Origin of the sequence: Roseovarius sp. THAF8 (assembly GCF_009363735.1) — a bacterium.
Classification (GTDB): Bacteria; Pseudomonadota; Alphaproteobacteria; order Rhodobacterales; family Rhodobacteraceae; genus Roseovarius.
Genome location: NZ_CP045410.1, coordinates 1,391,893 through 1,405,763, shown reverse-complemented (window position 1 = coordinate 1,405,763; position 13,871 = coordinate 1,391,893). Strand labels below are relative to the sequence as shown.

General features: G+C 65.5%; 12 protein-coding genes. 2 read left to right on the top strand and 10 right to left on the bottom strand.

Features of this window, described 5'->3' with window-relative positions; translation table 11 throughout:
- Positions 1-10: 10 nt before the first annotated feature.
- The 6 genes from FIU85_RS06810 to FIU85_RS06785 all read right to left on the bottom strand — a co-directional run bounded on the left by FIU85_RS06810 (position 11) and on the right by FIU85_RS06785 (position 5,583).
- Positions 11-1,249: an AAA family ATPase gene (locus tag FIU85_RS06810; protein ID WP_152491450.1), complete on the bottom strand. Its 1,239-nt coding sequence runs from the start codon at positions 1,247-1,249 to the stop codon at positions 11-13.
- 248 nt (positions 1,250-1,497) lie between these two features.
- Positions 1,498-2,166 carry an OmpA family protein gene (locus FIU85_RS06805; RefSeq protein WP_152496339.1) on the bottom strand — a complete coding sequence of 223 codons (669 nt, stop codon included), beginning with the start codon at positions 2,164-2,166 and terminating at the stop codon, positions 1,498-1,500.
- 14 nt (positions 2,167-2,180) lie between these two features.
- Complete coding sequence (locus FIU85_RS06800; protein ID WP_152496338.1) at positions 2,181-3,602, bottom strand: type II and III secretion system protein family protein; 1,422 nt, start codon at positions 3,600-3,602, stop codon at positions 2,181-2,183.
- Between the two features lie 199 nt (positions 3,603-3,801).
- Positions 3,802-4,674 carry a Flp pilus assembly protein CpaB gene (cpaB, locus tag FIU85_RS06795; RefSeq protein WP_152496337.1) on the bottom strand — a complete coding sequence of 291 codons (873 nt, stop codon included), beginning with the start codon at positions 4,672-4,674 and terminating at the stop codon, positions 3,802-3,804.
- Positions 4,675-5,004: 330 nt separating this feature from the next.
- Positions 5,005-5,193: a Flp family type IVb pilin gene (locus FIU85_RS06790; RefSeq protein WP_152496336.1), complete on the bottom strand. Its 189-nt coding sequence runs from the start codon at positions 5,191-5,193 to the stop codon at positions 5,005-5,007.
- A 195-nt stretch (positions 5,194-5,388) separates the two neighbouring features.
- Positions 5,389-5,583: a Flp family type IVb pilin gene (locus FIU85_RS06785; RefSeq protein WP_152491455.1), complete on the bottom strand. Its 195-nt coding sequence runs from the start codon at positions 5,581-5,583 to the stop codon at positions 5,389-5,391.
- Between the two features lie 360 nt (positions 5,584-5,943).
- On the opposite strand from FIU85_RS06785, the gene FIU85_RS06780 reads away from it, so the two are divergent.
- On the top strand, positions 5,944-6,786 hold the full coding sequence (locus FIU85_RS06780; RefSeq protein WP_152491456.1) for a lytic transglycosylase domain-containing protein: 843 nt from the start codon (positions 5,944-5,946) through the stop codon (positions 6,784-6,786).
- A gap of 9 nt (positions 6,787-6,795) precedes the next feature.
- On the opposite strand, the gene topA is transcribed toward FIU85_RS06780, so the two are convergent.
- A complete protein-coding gene (gene topA, locus FIU85_RS06775) occupies positions 6,796-9,327 on the bottom strand; it encodes a type I DNA topoisomerase (RefSeq protein ID WP_152496335.1) in 2,532 nt (843 codons plus the stop codon).
- A 156-nt stretch (positions 9,328-9,483) separates the two neighbouring features.
- On the opposite strand from topA, the gene FIU85_RS06770 reads away from it, so the two are divergent.
- Positions 9,484-9,921, top strand: a complete 438-nt coding sequence (locus tag FIU85_RS06770; RefSeq protein ID WP_152496334.1) for a hypothetical protein — start codon at positions 9,484-9,486, stop codon at positions 9,919-9,921.
- Positions 9,922-9,928: 7 nt separating this feature from the next.
- Here the strand turns inward: FIU85_RS06770 and dprA are convergent, their stop codons facing one another.
- From dprA to tldD, 3 genes are all read right to left on the bottom strand, one after another.
- Positions 9,929-11,071 (bottom strand): DNA-processing protein DprA, encoded by a 1,143-nt coding sequence (dprA, locus tag FIU85_RS06765; RefSeq protein WP_152496333.1) that lies wholly within the window; start codon positions 11,069-11,071, stop codon positions 9,929-9,931.
- Between the two features lie 170 nt (positions 11,072-11,241).
- Positions 11,242-12,060 carry a class I SAM-dependent methyltransferase gene (locus tag FIU85_RS06760; RefSeq protein ID WP_152496332.1) on the bottom strand — a complete coding sequence of 273 codons (819 nt, stop codon included), beginning with the start codon at positions 12,058-12,060 and terminating at the stop codon, positions 11,242-11,244.
- 251 nt (positions 12,061-12,311) lie between these two features.
- Entirely contained in the window at positions 12,312-13,739 is a 1,428-nt protein-coding gene (gene tldD, locus FIU85_RS06755) for a metalloprotease TldD (RefSeq protein WP_152496331.1), read from the bottom strand.
- Positions 13,740-13,871 lie beyond the last annotated feature (132 nt).

The following is a 13,871-nucleotide window of genomic DNA, read 5'->3' as shown; positions in this document are numbered from 1 at the left end:
GCGTGATCCCCTATGCGGCTTTCTCGGCGTCGCTTTGGCCGAGCGCGTGCAGCGAGGCCGCCAGCTTGGCGATTTCCTTGCGCAGCGGGTTCTTGCCCGCGGCACTGGCCAGCGGCGTGCCGTGATCGCCCGCCTGCATCACCGGCTTGCCGCCATCGGGCAGCTGCACCTCGATGCTGATCTCCAGGCTCTCGGCCAGGCGCTTGACGCGGCTCTTGCCGTTCAGGTCGGTGAATTTCGGCGCCCGGTTCAGGCAGAAGCGCAGCTTTTCGATCGGCAGATCCTCGGACCGCAGGGCGCGTTTCAGGCGCAGCGCGTTCTGGGCCGAACGCATGTCAAGCTCGAGCGTGGTGAAATAGATCTGCGCGGAATGCAGCACGGTTTCGGTCCACTGGACCAGCGTGCTGGGCATGTCGACGATGACGTAGTCGAACTTGGAGCGGGCCAGGTCGAGCACGCGCTGCACGTCCTCGGACGTGATCATGTCGAGCGGCAGGATATCGGTGGGCGCGGTCAGCACCCACAGCTTGTCGTCGAAGGGCACGAGCGCCTGCTTGAAGATATCCTCGTCCATCGAGTCGGTGTCGGCCCACATTTCATAGACGACATCCTTGCGCGGCAGGTCGAGATAGGTGGCGACCGATCCGGTTTGCAGGCCGAGATCCAGGATGCAGACGCGCGGCGCGTCGGTCTTGGAGACCGAGGCCAGCTCCCATGCGAGGTTGACCGCCAGCGTCGTGGCGCCGGTGCCGCCCGCGAGGCCCTGGACGGCCAGCAGGACGCCATCGCCCGGGGCACTGGAGGCGCCGAAGGGCGCGGCGGCGTCGGGCTCTGCCGCGGCGGGATTGCTGTGCAGCCGGTCGATGGCCGCCTGCAATTCGTTCTCGGGAAGCGGGTAGGGGACGAACTCGTCCGCGCCTTGCCGCAAGAGCTGGTGCAGGGAGGCGGGGCTGACGTCTTCGGCGATGAGAATGACCTTGATGCCGCGGGCCTTGGCCAGCGTGATGATCTCGCTCAGCAGGCCGATCTCGTCCTCGTCGGTGGAGTCGATGGCCAGGGCCACAAATTCGAGGCAGTCGGCCTCGGGCTGGTTGAAGAAGGCCAGCGCCTCGGCGAACCCGAGATCGCCCCAGGCTTCGCCCATCGCGGTTTCCATGTCCTCGATCAACAAGTCGAAATCCTGCACGTTACGGCTGATGGTACAGGCCGTGATCGGGCTGGATTCTGGTTGTTTTTGCACACTACTCATCTGTGGTCGGCCCCATGTTTGTCGCGACGTCGTTGCGCCCGAAACCGTTAGTCTTCAGGCGGTTGGACCCTGCGCAAAGACGCATGGACCCAGTGCCATGCTCGTAAACTGCTTGAAAATGTAGGCGATAATGGGGCCAAAAGATCGTAATTGTGCGATATCTCAGGACAAAAAAAACCCGCCCAACGGATTGTTTCGGGCGGGTTCTTCAGGTGGCCCGGCCAATGGCCGGACAGGGAGAATTCAGGTCATTCTTCGCTGCCGCTGGTGACCTGCCCGCCTTCCTCGACCATGATCAGGGTCGAGCGCGGTGCGGCGCTTTCGACATATTCGCGATAGACCACTTCGGCATATTTGCCGTCCATGACGATGGGATGCGACGCGACAAAGCCCGTCACCTCGGTCACGGTGCGGCGGTTGCGGCGTTCGCGGCCCTGGGTGACGACCAGCGGCTGTGCCTCGCCGAAGGAAACGACGGCTTCGAGCCGGCTGCGGCTGATGCCCTGGGCCACCAGGTAGTTGACCACGGCGTTGGCGCGTCGCTGTCCGAGGTTCTTGTTGTAACCGGCGGACCCGACAAGGTCGGTATGGCCGTAGACCCGGAAGCGGACCTCGGGGAATTGCCGGATCCAGCGGGCCTGTTCGCGCAGCGTGTCACGGGCGCCGGCATCCAGCTCGGCACTGTTGAACGCGAAGTTCACGGTGCTCAGAACCTCGTTCGAAAAGCGGTTGGCAAGGTCGTAGACATAGCCTTTCTCGCCCCGCATCACCAACTGGTTGTGCATGTTGGCGTTGCCGAAATTGCCGCCGTCCACCACCCCTCCGGCTTCGCCGAAATAGGATTTGTAGACCTCTCCTTGCTGGGAACACCCGGCGAGGGCGAGAACCGATGCGGAAATCAGAAGATTATATTTCATGGCCTCGTCTCTCCTCAGTCCATCACGTAGCCGTAGGACCCGTTGAAATCCTGCCGGGCGACTTCGCCGGTCGATCCGCGCGACTCCCGCACGTCCTTGGCCACGCGGCCATTCAGAAACAGGTCCTTTTCGGTCGGCAATTTGACCCGGTCGGTCGGCAGGGCCAGGACCGTGCCGCTGGTCGGGGTCACAAGATGCGCGGTCACGATGATCACCAGTTCGGTCTGGGCGCGCTCGTATTCCGCGCTGCGGAACAGGGCGCCAAGAACCGGGATATCGCCCAGCCACGGGATCTGGCCCGCATTGTCGCGGAAGTCGTCCTGCAGCAGGCCGGCGATGGCAAAGCTTTGCCCGTCGCGCATCACCACCGTGGTCGACGCGTCGCGGCGGCGGAAGGCGGCCACGTTCAGACCGTCGGCCTGGATGCCGTTGGCGGGGTCCAGCGAGGAGACCGCCGCGGCCATTTCCAGGTTGATGACCTCGTCGTCCAGAACGCGCGGGGTAAAGTTGAGCTCGACGCCGAAGGGCTTGAACTCGATCGTGGTGGTGCCGTTATCCTGGGCCACCGGGATCGGGAATTCGCCACCGGCGAGGAACTTGGCCTCCTGGCCCGAAAGGGCGGTCAGGTTGGGTTCCGCGAGGGTGCGCACGACGCCTTTTTCTTCCAATGCTTCCAACAGGATACCGACCTCGGTCGAGCCGATGTCGAAGCCGATGGCAAGCGCGCCGAAGTTGTTCTGCACCGACGGGATCGCCCCGGCCAGCGTGCCGATGACACCGCCTTGGGTGTTAGTGGTGCCGGAGCCGCCGATAAAGCCCGCGCTGCCTGCCGAGCGCGCGTCCAGCGACAGCGACGTGCCCAGCGCCTTGGACACGGTGCGCTGCATCTCGGCAAAGCGGACCTTCAGCATGACCTGCTGCTTGCCCGAGACCGACATCAGGTTCGACACGCGCTCGGGCGCGTAGCGGTTCGCCAGTTCCAGCGCGCGGTCCATCTTGCTGGCGCTGGTGACGGTGCCCGACAGTACGATGCCGTCATTGGCAGAGCGCACCTCGATCTTTTCGCCGGGCATGATCTGTTGCAGCCGCTCCTTGAACTCCGAGATGTCCGGGCTGACGTGCACCTCCACGTTTGTGATCAGCCGGCCGGTGGCGTCGAGAAGGGTCAGGGTGGTGCGCCCCGGCGCCTTGCCGAGGACATAGACGGTACGGTCCGACAGGGTAGAGAAGTCCGCGATGGACGGGTTCGCGATGCTCAGCTCCGCAAACGGCGTGTCGCTTTCGATCACGACGGCCCGGTTCATCGGAATGCTCAGATCACGGTTCGCGCCCTTCTGGATCACCGTGATGTTGTCAGCCATCGCCATGTCGGCGACAGGGGAAAACACGACAGCCAGCCCGACAAGGGCGGCCTTGAATACGCTCGATTTTATCATGTGACCTGCCTTTCCGATCACGCCTCATTAATCGGGTCTTTTCGCCCGGAATTGACAGGACTGTGGGCCAATTCGAAAATTTTTTCAAGAATCAACCACTTTCGACGCGCTGTTGCTGTGGATTTTGGGGGACAGTTGCCCGAAAGAAACGAGGCGCCCTGTGGTGGGGGCGCCTCGGTAACACAATATGTTGTGTGGATCAGTTCGTCGTGCAGGGGATCGGTGTCGAGATCACCTCGCCGCCGCGGCGGGTCTTGATGGTGCAGATCTCTTTCTGGACCTGCGGCGCGGGGGCGGCGGCGGCCTCGATCCCCAGAAGCATGTTCTGGTCGACCTCGATCGCCTCGGCCACGGTTTCGTCGTCGGCGCCGACCAGCGACAGCGACAGGCTGCCGGTGGATTGCGCCTGCGCAAGTGCTGCGACCTGCTGCGGCTTGATGGCAACGGTGACGGTGCGGGCGATGATCGCCTCGGTGGTGTCGCCGTTCGCCACCTGGTCCACGGCAATCAGGCGCACGCCGGTTTCGATCAGCTTCGTGACCTCGCTGCCGCCGCGACGGCCGTCGATACCTGCGGCGGTGCCCACGTTGCCGGTCCAGTAGATGTCGACGCGGTCGCCGGGACGCAGGAAGCCGGACACGCCGCTGGACACGTCGACCTCGATTGCGAAGGCGCGCATCCCGCGCGTGAGCTGCGAGGTGATGCCGGCATCCTCGCCCGGTCCGGTGACCTTGACGTCCAGGATCGCTTCCATCGGTTCCATGGTGCGCAGGACCGTGCGCGGCTCGTCCTCGCCCTCGGGGAAGAGGTCTTCCTCGGCGGAATAGGTGCCCTCGGGCAGCGAATTCACCGGATACGCCACAAGCGACACGTGGTCCATCAGCAGGCGCTGGCCGTATTCCAGTTTCTGCTTGGCGACGTAGACCTCGACCGTTTCAAAGGCCGGGGCGCTCTTGGCGCGTTCCTGTTCAAGCTGGGCCTGGTAGCCCTGGATGTAATTCTTGGCCATGAAGACGGCAAAACCTGCCAGCCCAAGGCCGAGAATGAGTACAAGTCCAAACACCAAACGCATGGCGTGTCCTTTCGAATTCAACTGCTCACTGGCACACTGGTTGCGCCTTACCGTTCAGACTTACGATGGAAATGTGGCGAAATAACGGGGTGGGTGTGGTGCTTTGGTGAAGGCCCGTGCCGTGCGCGCGAAGGGGGGCAAGGTGCCGCGGCGCCCTGGCCGCCAGGCCGGAGGCCGGGACTGCATGGCGCGCGATCGCAATCGGCCGCGGCGCTTTGCGCGGGGTGCGGCTCGCGGTGCCGAAACGGACTGCGCGGGCCTTGCCGGACCCCGGTGGATGGCCGGGTGCGCATTACCGCGTGCGGTGGCCCCGGCAAAGGCGGGGCAGGGTCACTCGGCGTCGTTGACGGACGTGGCCGAGACCGCGGTGGAGATACTGGTCGATGCCGAGGTGACACCGCTGTTCACCGTGACGCCGAGCCCGCCGGCCAGCACGACCAGGCCTGCGGTCAGCACGACCCAGTCAACCGTGATCGCGCCATCCTCACGCTTGAGGAAATGTCGTATGCTCTGGATCATGTAATCACCTTCTGGGGCATGTTGGGTTGCGCCTTGCATAGCAGCCGAACGCGGCAGCATTTGGGCATTTTGAAAGATTTCCAGGGCGCATCCTGAAAATAAATTGATGATTTTACGGGAAAATAACCCTGCCCCCAGACGGGCAAAAGGCCGCGGTCCGGGTGGACCGCGGCCTTATCGCACAGTGCGGATACCTTACTTGGTGCCCGCGCCGACGTTGTCTGCGGAGTCGACTCCGGTGACGATTTTGCTGGCCAGGCCGTTCACGCCACCGGACACGGTGGAAACGCCTGCAACGCCCAGGCCGACGACGGCTGCGGTCAGCACGACCCAGTCAACAGTCACGGCACCTTCTTCGTCTTTGCGGAATTTTTTGATGAATTTGATCATGGTTGGTCCCTCCAAAGGATCAGTTTTACTCAGGTTGCAACCGCTAGCAGTTGAGTGGGCCGCCTCTCTCTTTGGCCCGCTGCGTTGCGGTATGAGCAGCATATAGCCGTCCGACTGCGGCAGGATTTGGGCGGCTTTCGAGCGATTTTGGAGACCGTTAACTTTTTTGCCGCGGAGGGTATTAAGCTATTGATTTTGAATAATTAAAAAAGGTTAAATTTTTTCGGCTTATTGCTTTCGCCCGTCATTTCAGTGCGAAACGCCGGCGTCGGTGTTCGTCAACACTCAACAATTATGGGCAAACTTGCCGATTGATGGCATACTAGCAAGAAAACCAACCGAGGCAGAGCAGGCCCGATCATGCGATTCACGAGATTTCTCGCCCTTGGCGTTGCCTTGGCGTGCGCGCTTCCCGTCCACGCGGGGGATCCGCCGCCGTTTCCCGAGTTCACCTTCAAGAAAGGCAAGCCGCCCAAGAAAGGCGGCGGCAAGCTGATCACGGTGCAGATCGACCCCGAGGACCAGGCGCATCTGAAGCCCAGGGCCAAGGACAGCGACGCAGGCGCCGACTCGGGCACGGTCGATATTCCCGTCGTGCCCAGCGTGACGGCGGCCTATGGCTGGTTCTGGACGAAAGTCCCGACCGACGACACGGCCAGCGGGCCGGACCGGCTGCGCCTCGCGTTCGAGACCCTGCGCGACGGGCCGGGCGGGGCGTCGGTCAAGGGACCGAGGTTGCAGCATATGCAGGAGATCGCCCGCGCCCACGGCGCCGACATCCTGCGCGCCACGATCGGAACCGAGGTGTCGCCGGCGCTGGTGCTGGCGGTGATCTCTGTTGAATCGGGCGGACGGACGGATGCAGTCAGCGGGGCCGGGGCGCAGGGGCTGATGCAGCTCATACCGGCCACGGCGCAACGCTTCGGCGTCAGCGACTCGATGCTGGCGGGGCAGAACATCAAGGGCGGGGTGGCCTACCTCGACTGGCTGATGAAGGAGTTTCGCGGCGACGCGGTGCTGGCGCTGGCGGGCTACAACGCCGGCGAGAACGCGGTCAAGAAGCACGCGGGCGTCCCGCCCTATGCCGAAACGCGCGACTACGTGCCCAAGGTGCTGGCAGCCTTCCAGGTGGCCAGCGGCCTTTGCAAGACCCGGCCGGAGCTGATCACCGACGCCTGTGCGCTGACGCTGGCGTCTTATTAAGGGACGCGGTCACGCCTTTTTCTTGGCGCGGCCCGTTCCCTTCTTCGTGCCCTTTTTCGCGGCCTTCTCGGCAATGAGTTCCACGGCCATATCCATGGTGACGTTCGCGGGCTCCACGTCCTTTGGCAGGGTGGCGTTCACCTTCTCCCATTTCACGTAAGGTCCATAGCGGCCTTCCATGACATTCACCGGCCCGCCGCTCTCGGGGTGCTCGCCCAGTTCCTTGAGCGGCTTGGCGGCGGTGCGCCCGCGCCCGCGCCCCGGGTTGGCGCGTTTCTCGGCCAGAAGTTCGACCGCACGGTTCATGCCGATCTCGAAGACATCCGCAGGATCCTTGAGGTTGACATAGACCGGCTTTGCCTCGTCCTCGGCCTGGTGCATGACATAAGGCCCGAACCGGCCGAAATTGGATTTCACCTCGCCGCCGTCGGGATGGGTGCCCACGATGCGCGGCAGGCTGAGCAGGGTCAGCGCCTTTTCCAGCGTCATCTCGTCCTTGTCCCACCCCTTGGGCAGCGACGCGCGCGGCGGCTTCTTGTTCTCGGGTGTCGGCTCGCCGCGCTGCACGTAGGGCCCGAAGCGGCCCGACTTGAGCCAGATCTCGTCGCCCTGATCCTCGCCCAGCAGGCGCTCGTCGCCCTCGGCGCCTTCGCCGGCGATGGGGCGGGTGTAGGTGCATTCAGGATAGTTGCCGCAGCCGACGAAGCCGCCGGTGCGCGAGGTTTTCAGATGCAGGCGCCCTTCGCCGCATTTGGGGCAGATACGCGGGTCGGACCCGTCCTCGCGCGGGGGATAGAGCTGCGGGGCCAGAACCTCGTCCAGCTTGTCGAGCACCTCGGCGATGCGCAGCTCGGAGGCTTCCTCGACCGCGGCGTGGAAATCGCGCCAGAACTCGGCCAGCACCTTTTTGTAGTCGGCGTCGCCGGCCGAAATGACGTCCAGCTCTTCCTCGAGGTTGGCGGTGAACTCGTAGCCCACGTATTTGCGGAAGAAGTTGAGCAGGAAGATGGTGACGATCCGGCCCTTGTCCTCGGGGATCAGGCGGTTCTTGTCCTTGCGGACATATTCACGCTCCTGGATCGTGGTGACGATGCTGGCATAGGTCGAGGGGCGGCCGATGCCCAGCTCTTCCATCTGCTTGACCAGCGTCGCCTCGGTATAGCGGGGCGGGGGCTGGGTGAAATGCTGTTCGGGGGTGACCGAGCGCTTGTCGGTCTTGTCGCCTTCGGACAGTTGCGGCAAGCGCTTGTCGTCGTCATCGACGACGGCGTCGTCCCGGCCTTCCTCGTAGACCCGCAGGAAGCCGTCGAACAGAACCACCTGGCCAGTGGCGCGCAGACCGACCTGGCCGTCCTTCGAGCCGATCTCTACCGTGGTGCGCTCCAGCCGCGCGCCTTCCATCTGGCAGGCCAGCGTGCGTTTCCAGATCAGGTCATAGAGCTTGCGCTGGTCGGGCTCAGAAAGCTTCAGGCTTTCGGCGTCGCGCGTCATCTCGGTGGGGCGGATGCATTCGTGCGCTTCCTGCGCGTTCTTGGCCTTGTTCTTGTAGATGCGCGCGGAGGACGGCACGTAGTCCTTGCCAAAGCGCTCGCCGATTGCATCGCGGGCGGCCTCGACGGCCTCGGGCGCCATGTCGATCCCGTCTGTCCGCATATAAGTAATGTGTCCGGCCTCATACAGGCGCTGGGCCGCGCTCATGCATTGCCGCGCGCCCATGCCGAACTTGCGGCTGGCCTCTTGTTGCAGGGTCGAGGTCATGAAAGGCGGGCTGGGATTTCGGCTGCCGGGCTTGGCCTCGACCGATGTGACGGCAAGGTCGCGGCTCTCGACGGCCTGTTGCGCCATCTCCGCCTGGGTGGCGTTCTCCAGGTCGTACTTGTCCAGCTTGTCCCCGGCCAGGCTGACCAGCCGCGCCTCGAACTCCTGCCCGCGGGGCGTGGTGAGCAGGGCCTTCACGCTCCAGTATTCGCGGGGATTGAACGCCTCGATCTCCATCTCGCGCTCGACGATCAGGCGCAAGCAGACCGATTGGACCCGGCCCGCGGACCGCGCACCGGGCAGTTTCCGCCAGAGCACCGGCGACAGGTTGAAGCCCACGAGGTAATCGAGCGCGCGGCGGGCCAGATAGGCCTCGACCAGCGGCGCGTCCACCTCGCGCGGGTTCTTCATCGCCTCGGTGACGGCGGTCTTGGTGATGGCGTTGAACACCACGCGTTTGACGTCGGTGTCCTTCTTGATGGCGCGGCGCTTGCGCAACGCCTCTTCCAGGTGCCAGCTGATCGCCTCGCCCTCGCGGTCGGGGTCGGTGGCGAGGATCAGCGCGTTGTCGTCCTTCAGCGCGTCGGCGATGGCCTTGATGTGTTTCTTGCTGTCATTGCCGACCTCCCAGGTCATCTCGAAATCCTGGTCGGGATCGACCGAGCCGTTCTTGGCCGGAAGGTCGCGGACATGGCCGTAGGAGGCCAACACGGTATAGTCCTTGCCCAGGTACTTGTTGATCGTCTTGGCCTTGGCCGGGGATTCGACAACAACGACTGGCATGAACACTCCTACGGTATGAAAAACAGGGGGCGACTCGGGCCGGTCCCATGGCGGCGCAACATGTGGTGTCTGAATGGGGATTGTCAATGCAGGGTATCCCGCGGCTTGTTCATCCCGGCCGGACGGCGCAGTGTCGAGGCAACGACGGAGGATGCCATGCCGAGACACCTTTTGGCCGTGCTGCTGGTGATGCTGGCCGGGGCCGCCGCCGCGTGGGAGGAGCCGGCGCGGGGCAGCGAGACGCGCAGCGCGCTTCTGGACGCGATCCGGCCCATCGCCGAGTGGAAACTGGGCGCGCCCGTGCAATTCGTGGTGCATCACCTGCGCCGAGACGGGGACGTGGCCTTTGCCGGGCTTGCCGCGCAGCGTCCCGGCGGTGGGGCGATCGACCTGAGCCGGACGCCCGCGGTGCTGCGGGGCGAGGAGGACGGTAGCTTCGATATCACGGAGATTTACGTTCTCTACAGGAAATCCGGCGATACCTGGGTCGCGGTGCATCACAGTTTCGGCGCGACGGACGCGTGGTGGTCGTGGGAGCCATTGTGCGCCGAATACCGCGCGGTGACGCCGGACGCCTGTGCGCCGTTCGACTGAGCCCACGTCAGGATCGCGAGACCAGCCCGCCGGGATGGCGCGTGATCTTGCCGCTGACCTCGAGGTCGGTGAGCGCGGGAGAGACCCGCGCGGCGGGGGCGGACAGGTCGCGGATCAGTTGATCCTCGGCCAGCGGTGCCGGGCCGAGACGGTTCAGTATGTCGGTATGCAGCCGGGCGGTTTCGGCCAGGCTGCGCTTTTCGGGCGGCGGGGCCAGGGGCAGGTCCGGCTGCGGTGGTGCCGGCGCCTCTGCCCGTGCGGGCAGGGCGGCCAGAACGTCGTCGGCGTTGCGCACCAGCGTCGCGCCGTCGCGGATCAGCATGTTGCAGCCGGCAGCGCGGGCGTCAAACGGATGGCCCGGCACCGCCAGCACGTCGCGCCCCTGGTCGAGCGCGTTGCGCGCGGTGATCAGCGAGCCGGACCGGGCCGCGGCCTCGACCACGACGACGGCCTGCGCCATGCCGCTGATGATGCGGTTGCGCGCCGGGAAGTGCCGCGCCTGCGGGACCGTGCCGATGGGCTGTTCCGACAGGCGCAGGCCGGTGCGGGCGATATCCTCGGCCAGCTTGGTGTTCTCGGCGGGGTACATCACGTCGACGCCCCCGGCGACGACCGCCAGGGTGCCGTGATCCAGCGCCGCCAGGTGCGCCGCCGCGTCGATCCCGCGGGCCAGGCCCGAGACAACCACATGGCCCCGTTCGGACAGCGCGCCGGCCAGCGCCTTGGCCATGCGCAGGCCCAATGACGATGCGTTGCGCGCGCCGACAAGCGCGACCATGGGACGCTGCAGCAGCGACGCGCCATCGCCCACGGCCCAGAGAAAGGGCGGCGCGTCCGGTGTCTCGGCCAAAAGTTCTGGATAGTCCGGCGTGCCGATGAAGATCAGCCGTGCGCCAAGCGCGGCACCCGCCTTCAGCTCGGCCTCGGCCACGCCGACGGGGCAGGCGGCGTAAGTCTCGACCCCTGCCGCACGGGCGACCTCCGGCAAGGCCTCCAGCGCGGCCTGCGCGCTGCCATGTTCCTGCATCAACCTGTGAAACGTCGCCGGTCCGACCCGGCGAGAGCGCAACAGACGAAGCCACGCTACCCGATCATCTTCCGTGGTGGGTGGGAGTGGGGGGTGAGTGGAAGGATGTAATTCCTCGGACATCGTGACTTCGCCTGATTGCAGGGTCAGTGATACGCGCGCTTGGTTAACACAGGGTAAACCAAACCCGTTCCGATTGAAGAAATTTTGAGCGCAGGGCCAAAAGACGTTTCGCCGAGGGGAATAAGGCGCGCGCCGGTCCGTGCTTGGCGGCACGGCGCAGCAGGGGATCTCTACGTGTCGAGCACCCCGGTGGCCAGCCAGACCCGATGGGGTATGCCCATGGGCTCGTCGGGAAATCCCTGCACCAGAAGGGCGGCAAGCTCGGCATCGAAAACCGAGGTCCTTTCGGCGTCGAGCGAGGCCGCGACACCGGCGCTGGCCCGGATGCGCCCGCGCCAGGCGGCGTGCGTGTAGGGCTGCGAGACGTCGACGGATGCGGTCTCCAGCGCGGTCAGGCCCGCCTGCGCCAGGTCCGTCAGCCAGGCGGGATAGATCCCGGTGCCGCCCGCGCCCGCCCATCCGGGATTGTGGCGCAGGATCAGCGCCTCGGTCGCCGCCACCACGTTGCCGGGCAGCGGCAACCAGTCGAAATGGGCGATCACCGCCCGCCCGCCGGGGCGCAACAGGCGCGCGACCTCCGCGGCGGTTGCTGTCCGGTCGAACCAGTGCCAGCATTGCCCCGCCGTGACGAGATCGACCGAAGCGGCGGCAAGGCCCGTCGCCTCTGCCGTTCCTGTCTTGTAGGTGATCTCGACGCCTGCGGCGCGGTCCAGTTTGCGGGCCTCGTCGAGGAGCGGCTGTGCGGGGTCGATGCCGGTGACGTCGAGCCCAAGGCCCGCCAGCCCGCGCGCGACGGTTCCGGTGCCACAGCCCAGATCGACGGCGGTCTGGCCGGGGCCGGTCCAGCCGCGCTGTGTCAGAAGCTCGAAAAAGGCAGGTGGGAAGCCGGCGCGATGGGTGGCGTAATCGCTTGCGGTGTGGCCGAAATCGACGCCTTCCCCGAAGGCGCGGAGGGCGTCGATGTCGAGGTTCTGGGTGGGGTCGGTCATTATGTTACGTGCCTTTGGTACTTGGTTCGCGCGGAATAAAGGCCGCAGGCCGCCGCGCGATCGTCCGCTGACCGAAAGGCGATTGCCTGCAATCGCCGAAAGGGGGGCCGCCCGGACGGGCTGGCGATTGGGTGATGCTGGCGATTTGATTTGAGGTTTTGCGGAGGTTGCAGGGATAAAGTACTCTGGACCACTGTTGGGCCGCCAGCCCGCGGTCTGGCGATCGCGCGGCTCTTTAGCAATCGACTCCCTCAACTCCCCGCCTGCGAACCGCCCACGGTCAGACCGCCGATCATCACCGTGGGTTGGCCAACGCCCACGGGCACCCACTGGCCCTGCTTGCCGCAATTGCCCATGCCGGGGTCGAGCGCCATGTCGTTGCCGAGCGCGCGGATCTGTTGCAGGGCGGTCGCCCCGTCGCCGATCAGCGTGGCGCCCTTGACCGGCGCGCCGATCCTGCCGTTCTTCACGCGGTAGGCCTCGGTGCAGGAAAAGACGAACTTGCCGTTGGTGATGTCGACCTGCCCGCCGCCGAAGCCCACGGCATAGATCCCGTCCTTGAGATCCGCCACGATCTCGTCCCGCGTCGCGTCGCCGCCCAGCATGTAGGTGTTGGTCATGCGCGGCATCGGCGCGTGGGCATAGCTTTGGCGCCGCCCGTTGCCGGTGGCCTCGACCCCCATCAGGCGGGCGTTCTGGCGGTCCTGCATGTAGCCTACAAGGATGCCGTCCTCGATCAGGACGTTCTTGCCCGAGGGCGTGCCCTCGTCATCGACGGTGATGCTGCCGCGCCGGTCGGGGATGGTGCCGTCATCCAGCACGGTGACGCCGGGGGCGGCGATGCGCTGGCCCATCAGCCCGGCGAAGGCCGAGCTGCCCTTGCGGTTGAAATCGCCCTCCAGCCCGTGACCGATCGCCTCGTGCAACAGGATACCTGGCCAGCCGGGGCCAAGGACCACGTCCATCACGCCCGCCGGTGCCGCCTCGGCCTCGAGGTTGACCAGGGCGATGCGCAGCGCCTCGCGGGCCTTGGCCTGCCAGTCCTCGGGGGCAATGAGGCCGTCGAGCATGACGCGTCCGCCGCCGCCGACGCTGCCGGTTTCGCGACGGCCGTCCTTTTCGACGATGACACTTATATTGAGGCGCGTCATGGGGCGGGTGTCGCTGACCTCGTGCCCGTCGGCGCGCAGGATCACGATCTCCTGCAGGGAGGCGGCGATGGCGGCGGTCACCTGCACCACGCGGGGGTCCATGTCGCGCAGGTAGGCGTCGATCTCGCGCAACGTATCGAGCTTGACGGGAAACTCGTGCCCGGCGATGGGGTCGGCGTCGGAATAGAGCCGCCGGTTGGTGGCGGCGGGGGCGTCGGCCATCGTGCCGCCGCCATCGCCCACGGCCAGGCGCGCGGTTTCCACGGCGCGGCCCATCGCGGCTTCGGAAATCTCGGATGAATGGGCATAGCCCGCTACCTCGCCGCGCACGGCGCGCAGCCCGAAGCCCTGCGCGGCGTCATACGAGGCGGTCTTGACCCGGCCATCGTCGAACAACAGGGATTCCGCCCGGCGACGCTCCAGGAAGAGCTCGCCGTCATCCGCGCCGGCCACGGCCTCGCGCAGCCTGGCCAGCGCCGCCTCGCGCTCGATCTCGGTCTCGAAGGGACGAAAAACGTATGATGTCATCTGCATGCTCCTGCTCGCGGCGCCGGAAACGCCAGTATTTTAACGGTTTCAAAAGCGTCCGTTTGCCGCAACGCATTTCCTTGTACGCCCCGTAAGAATATTGTTATTTACGGCGCGAACAACGGGATTCCA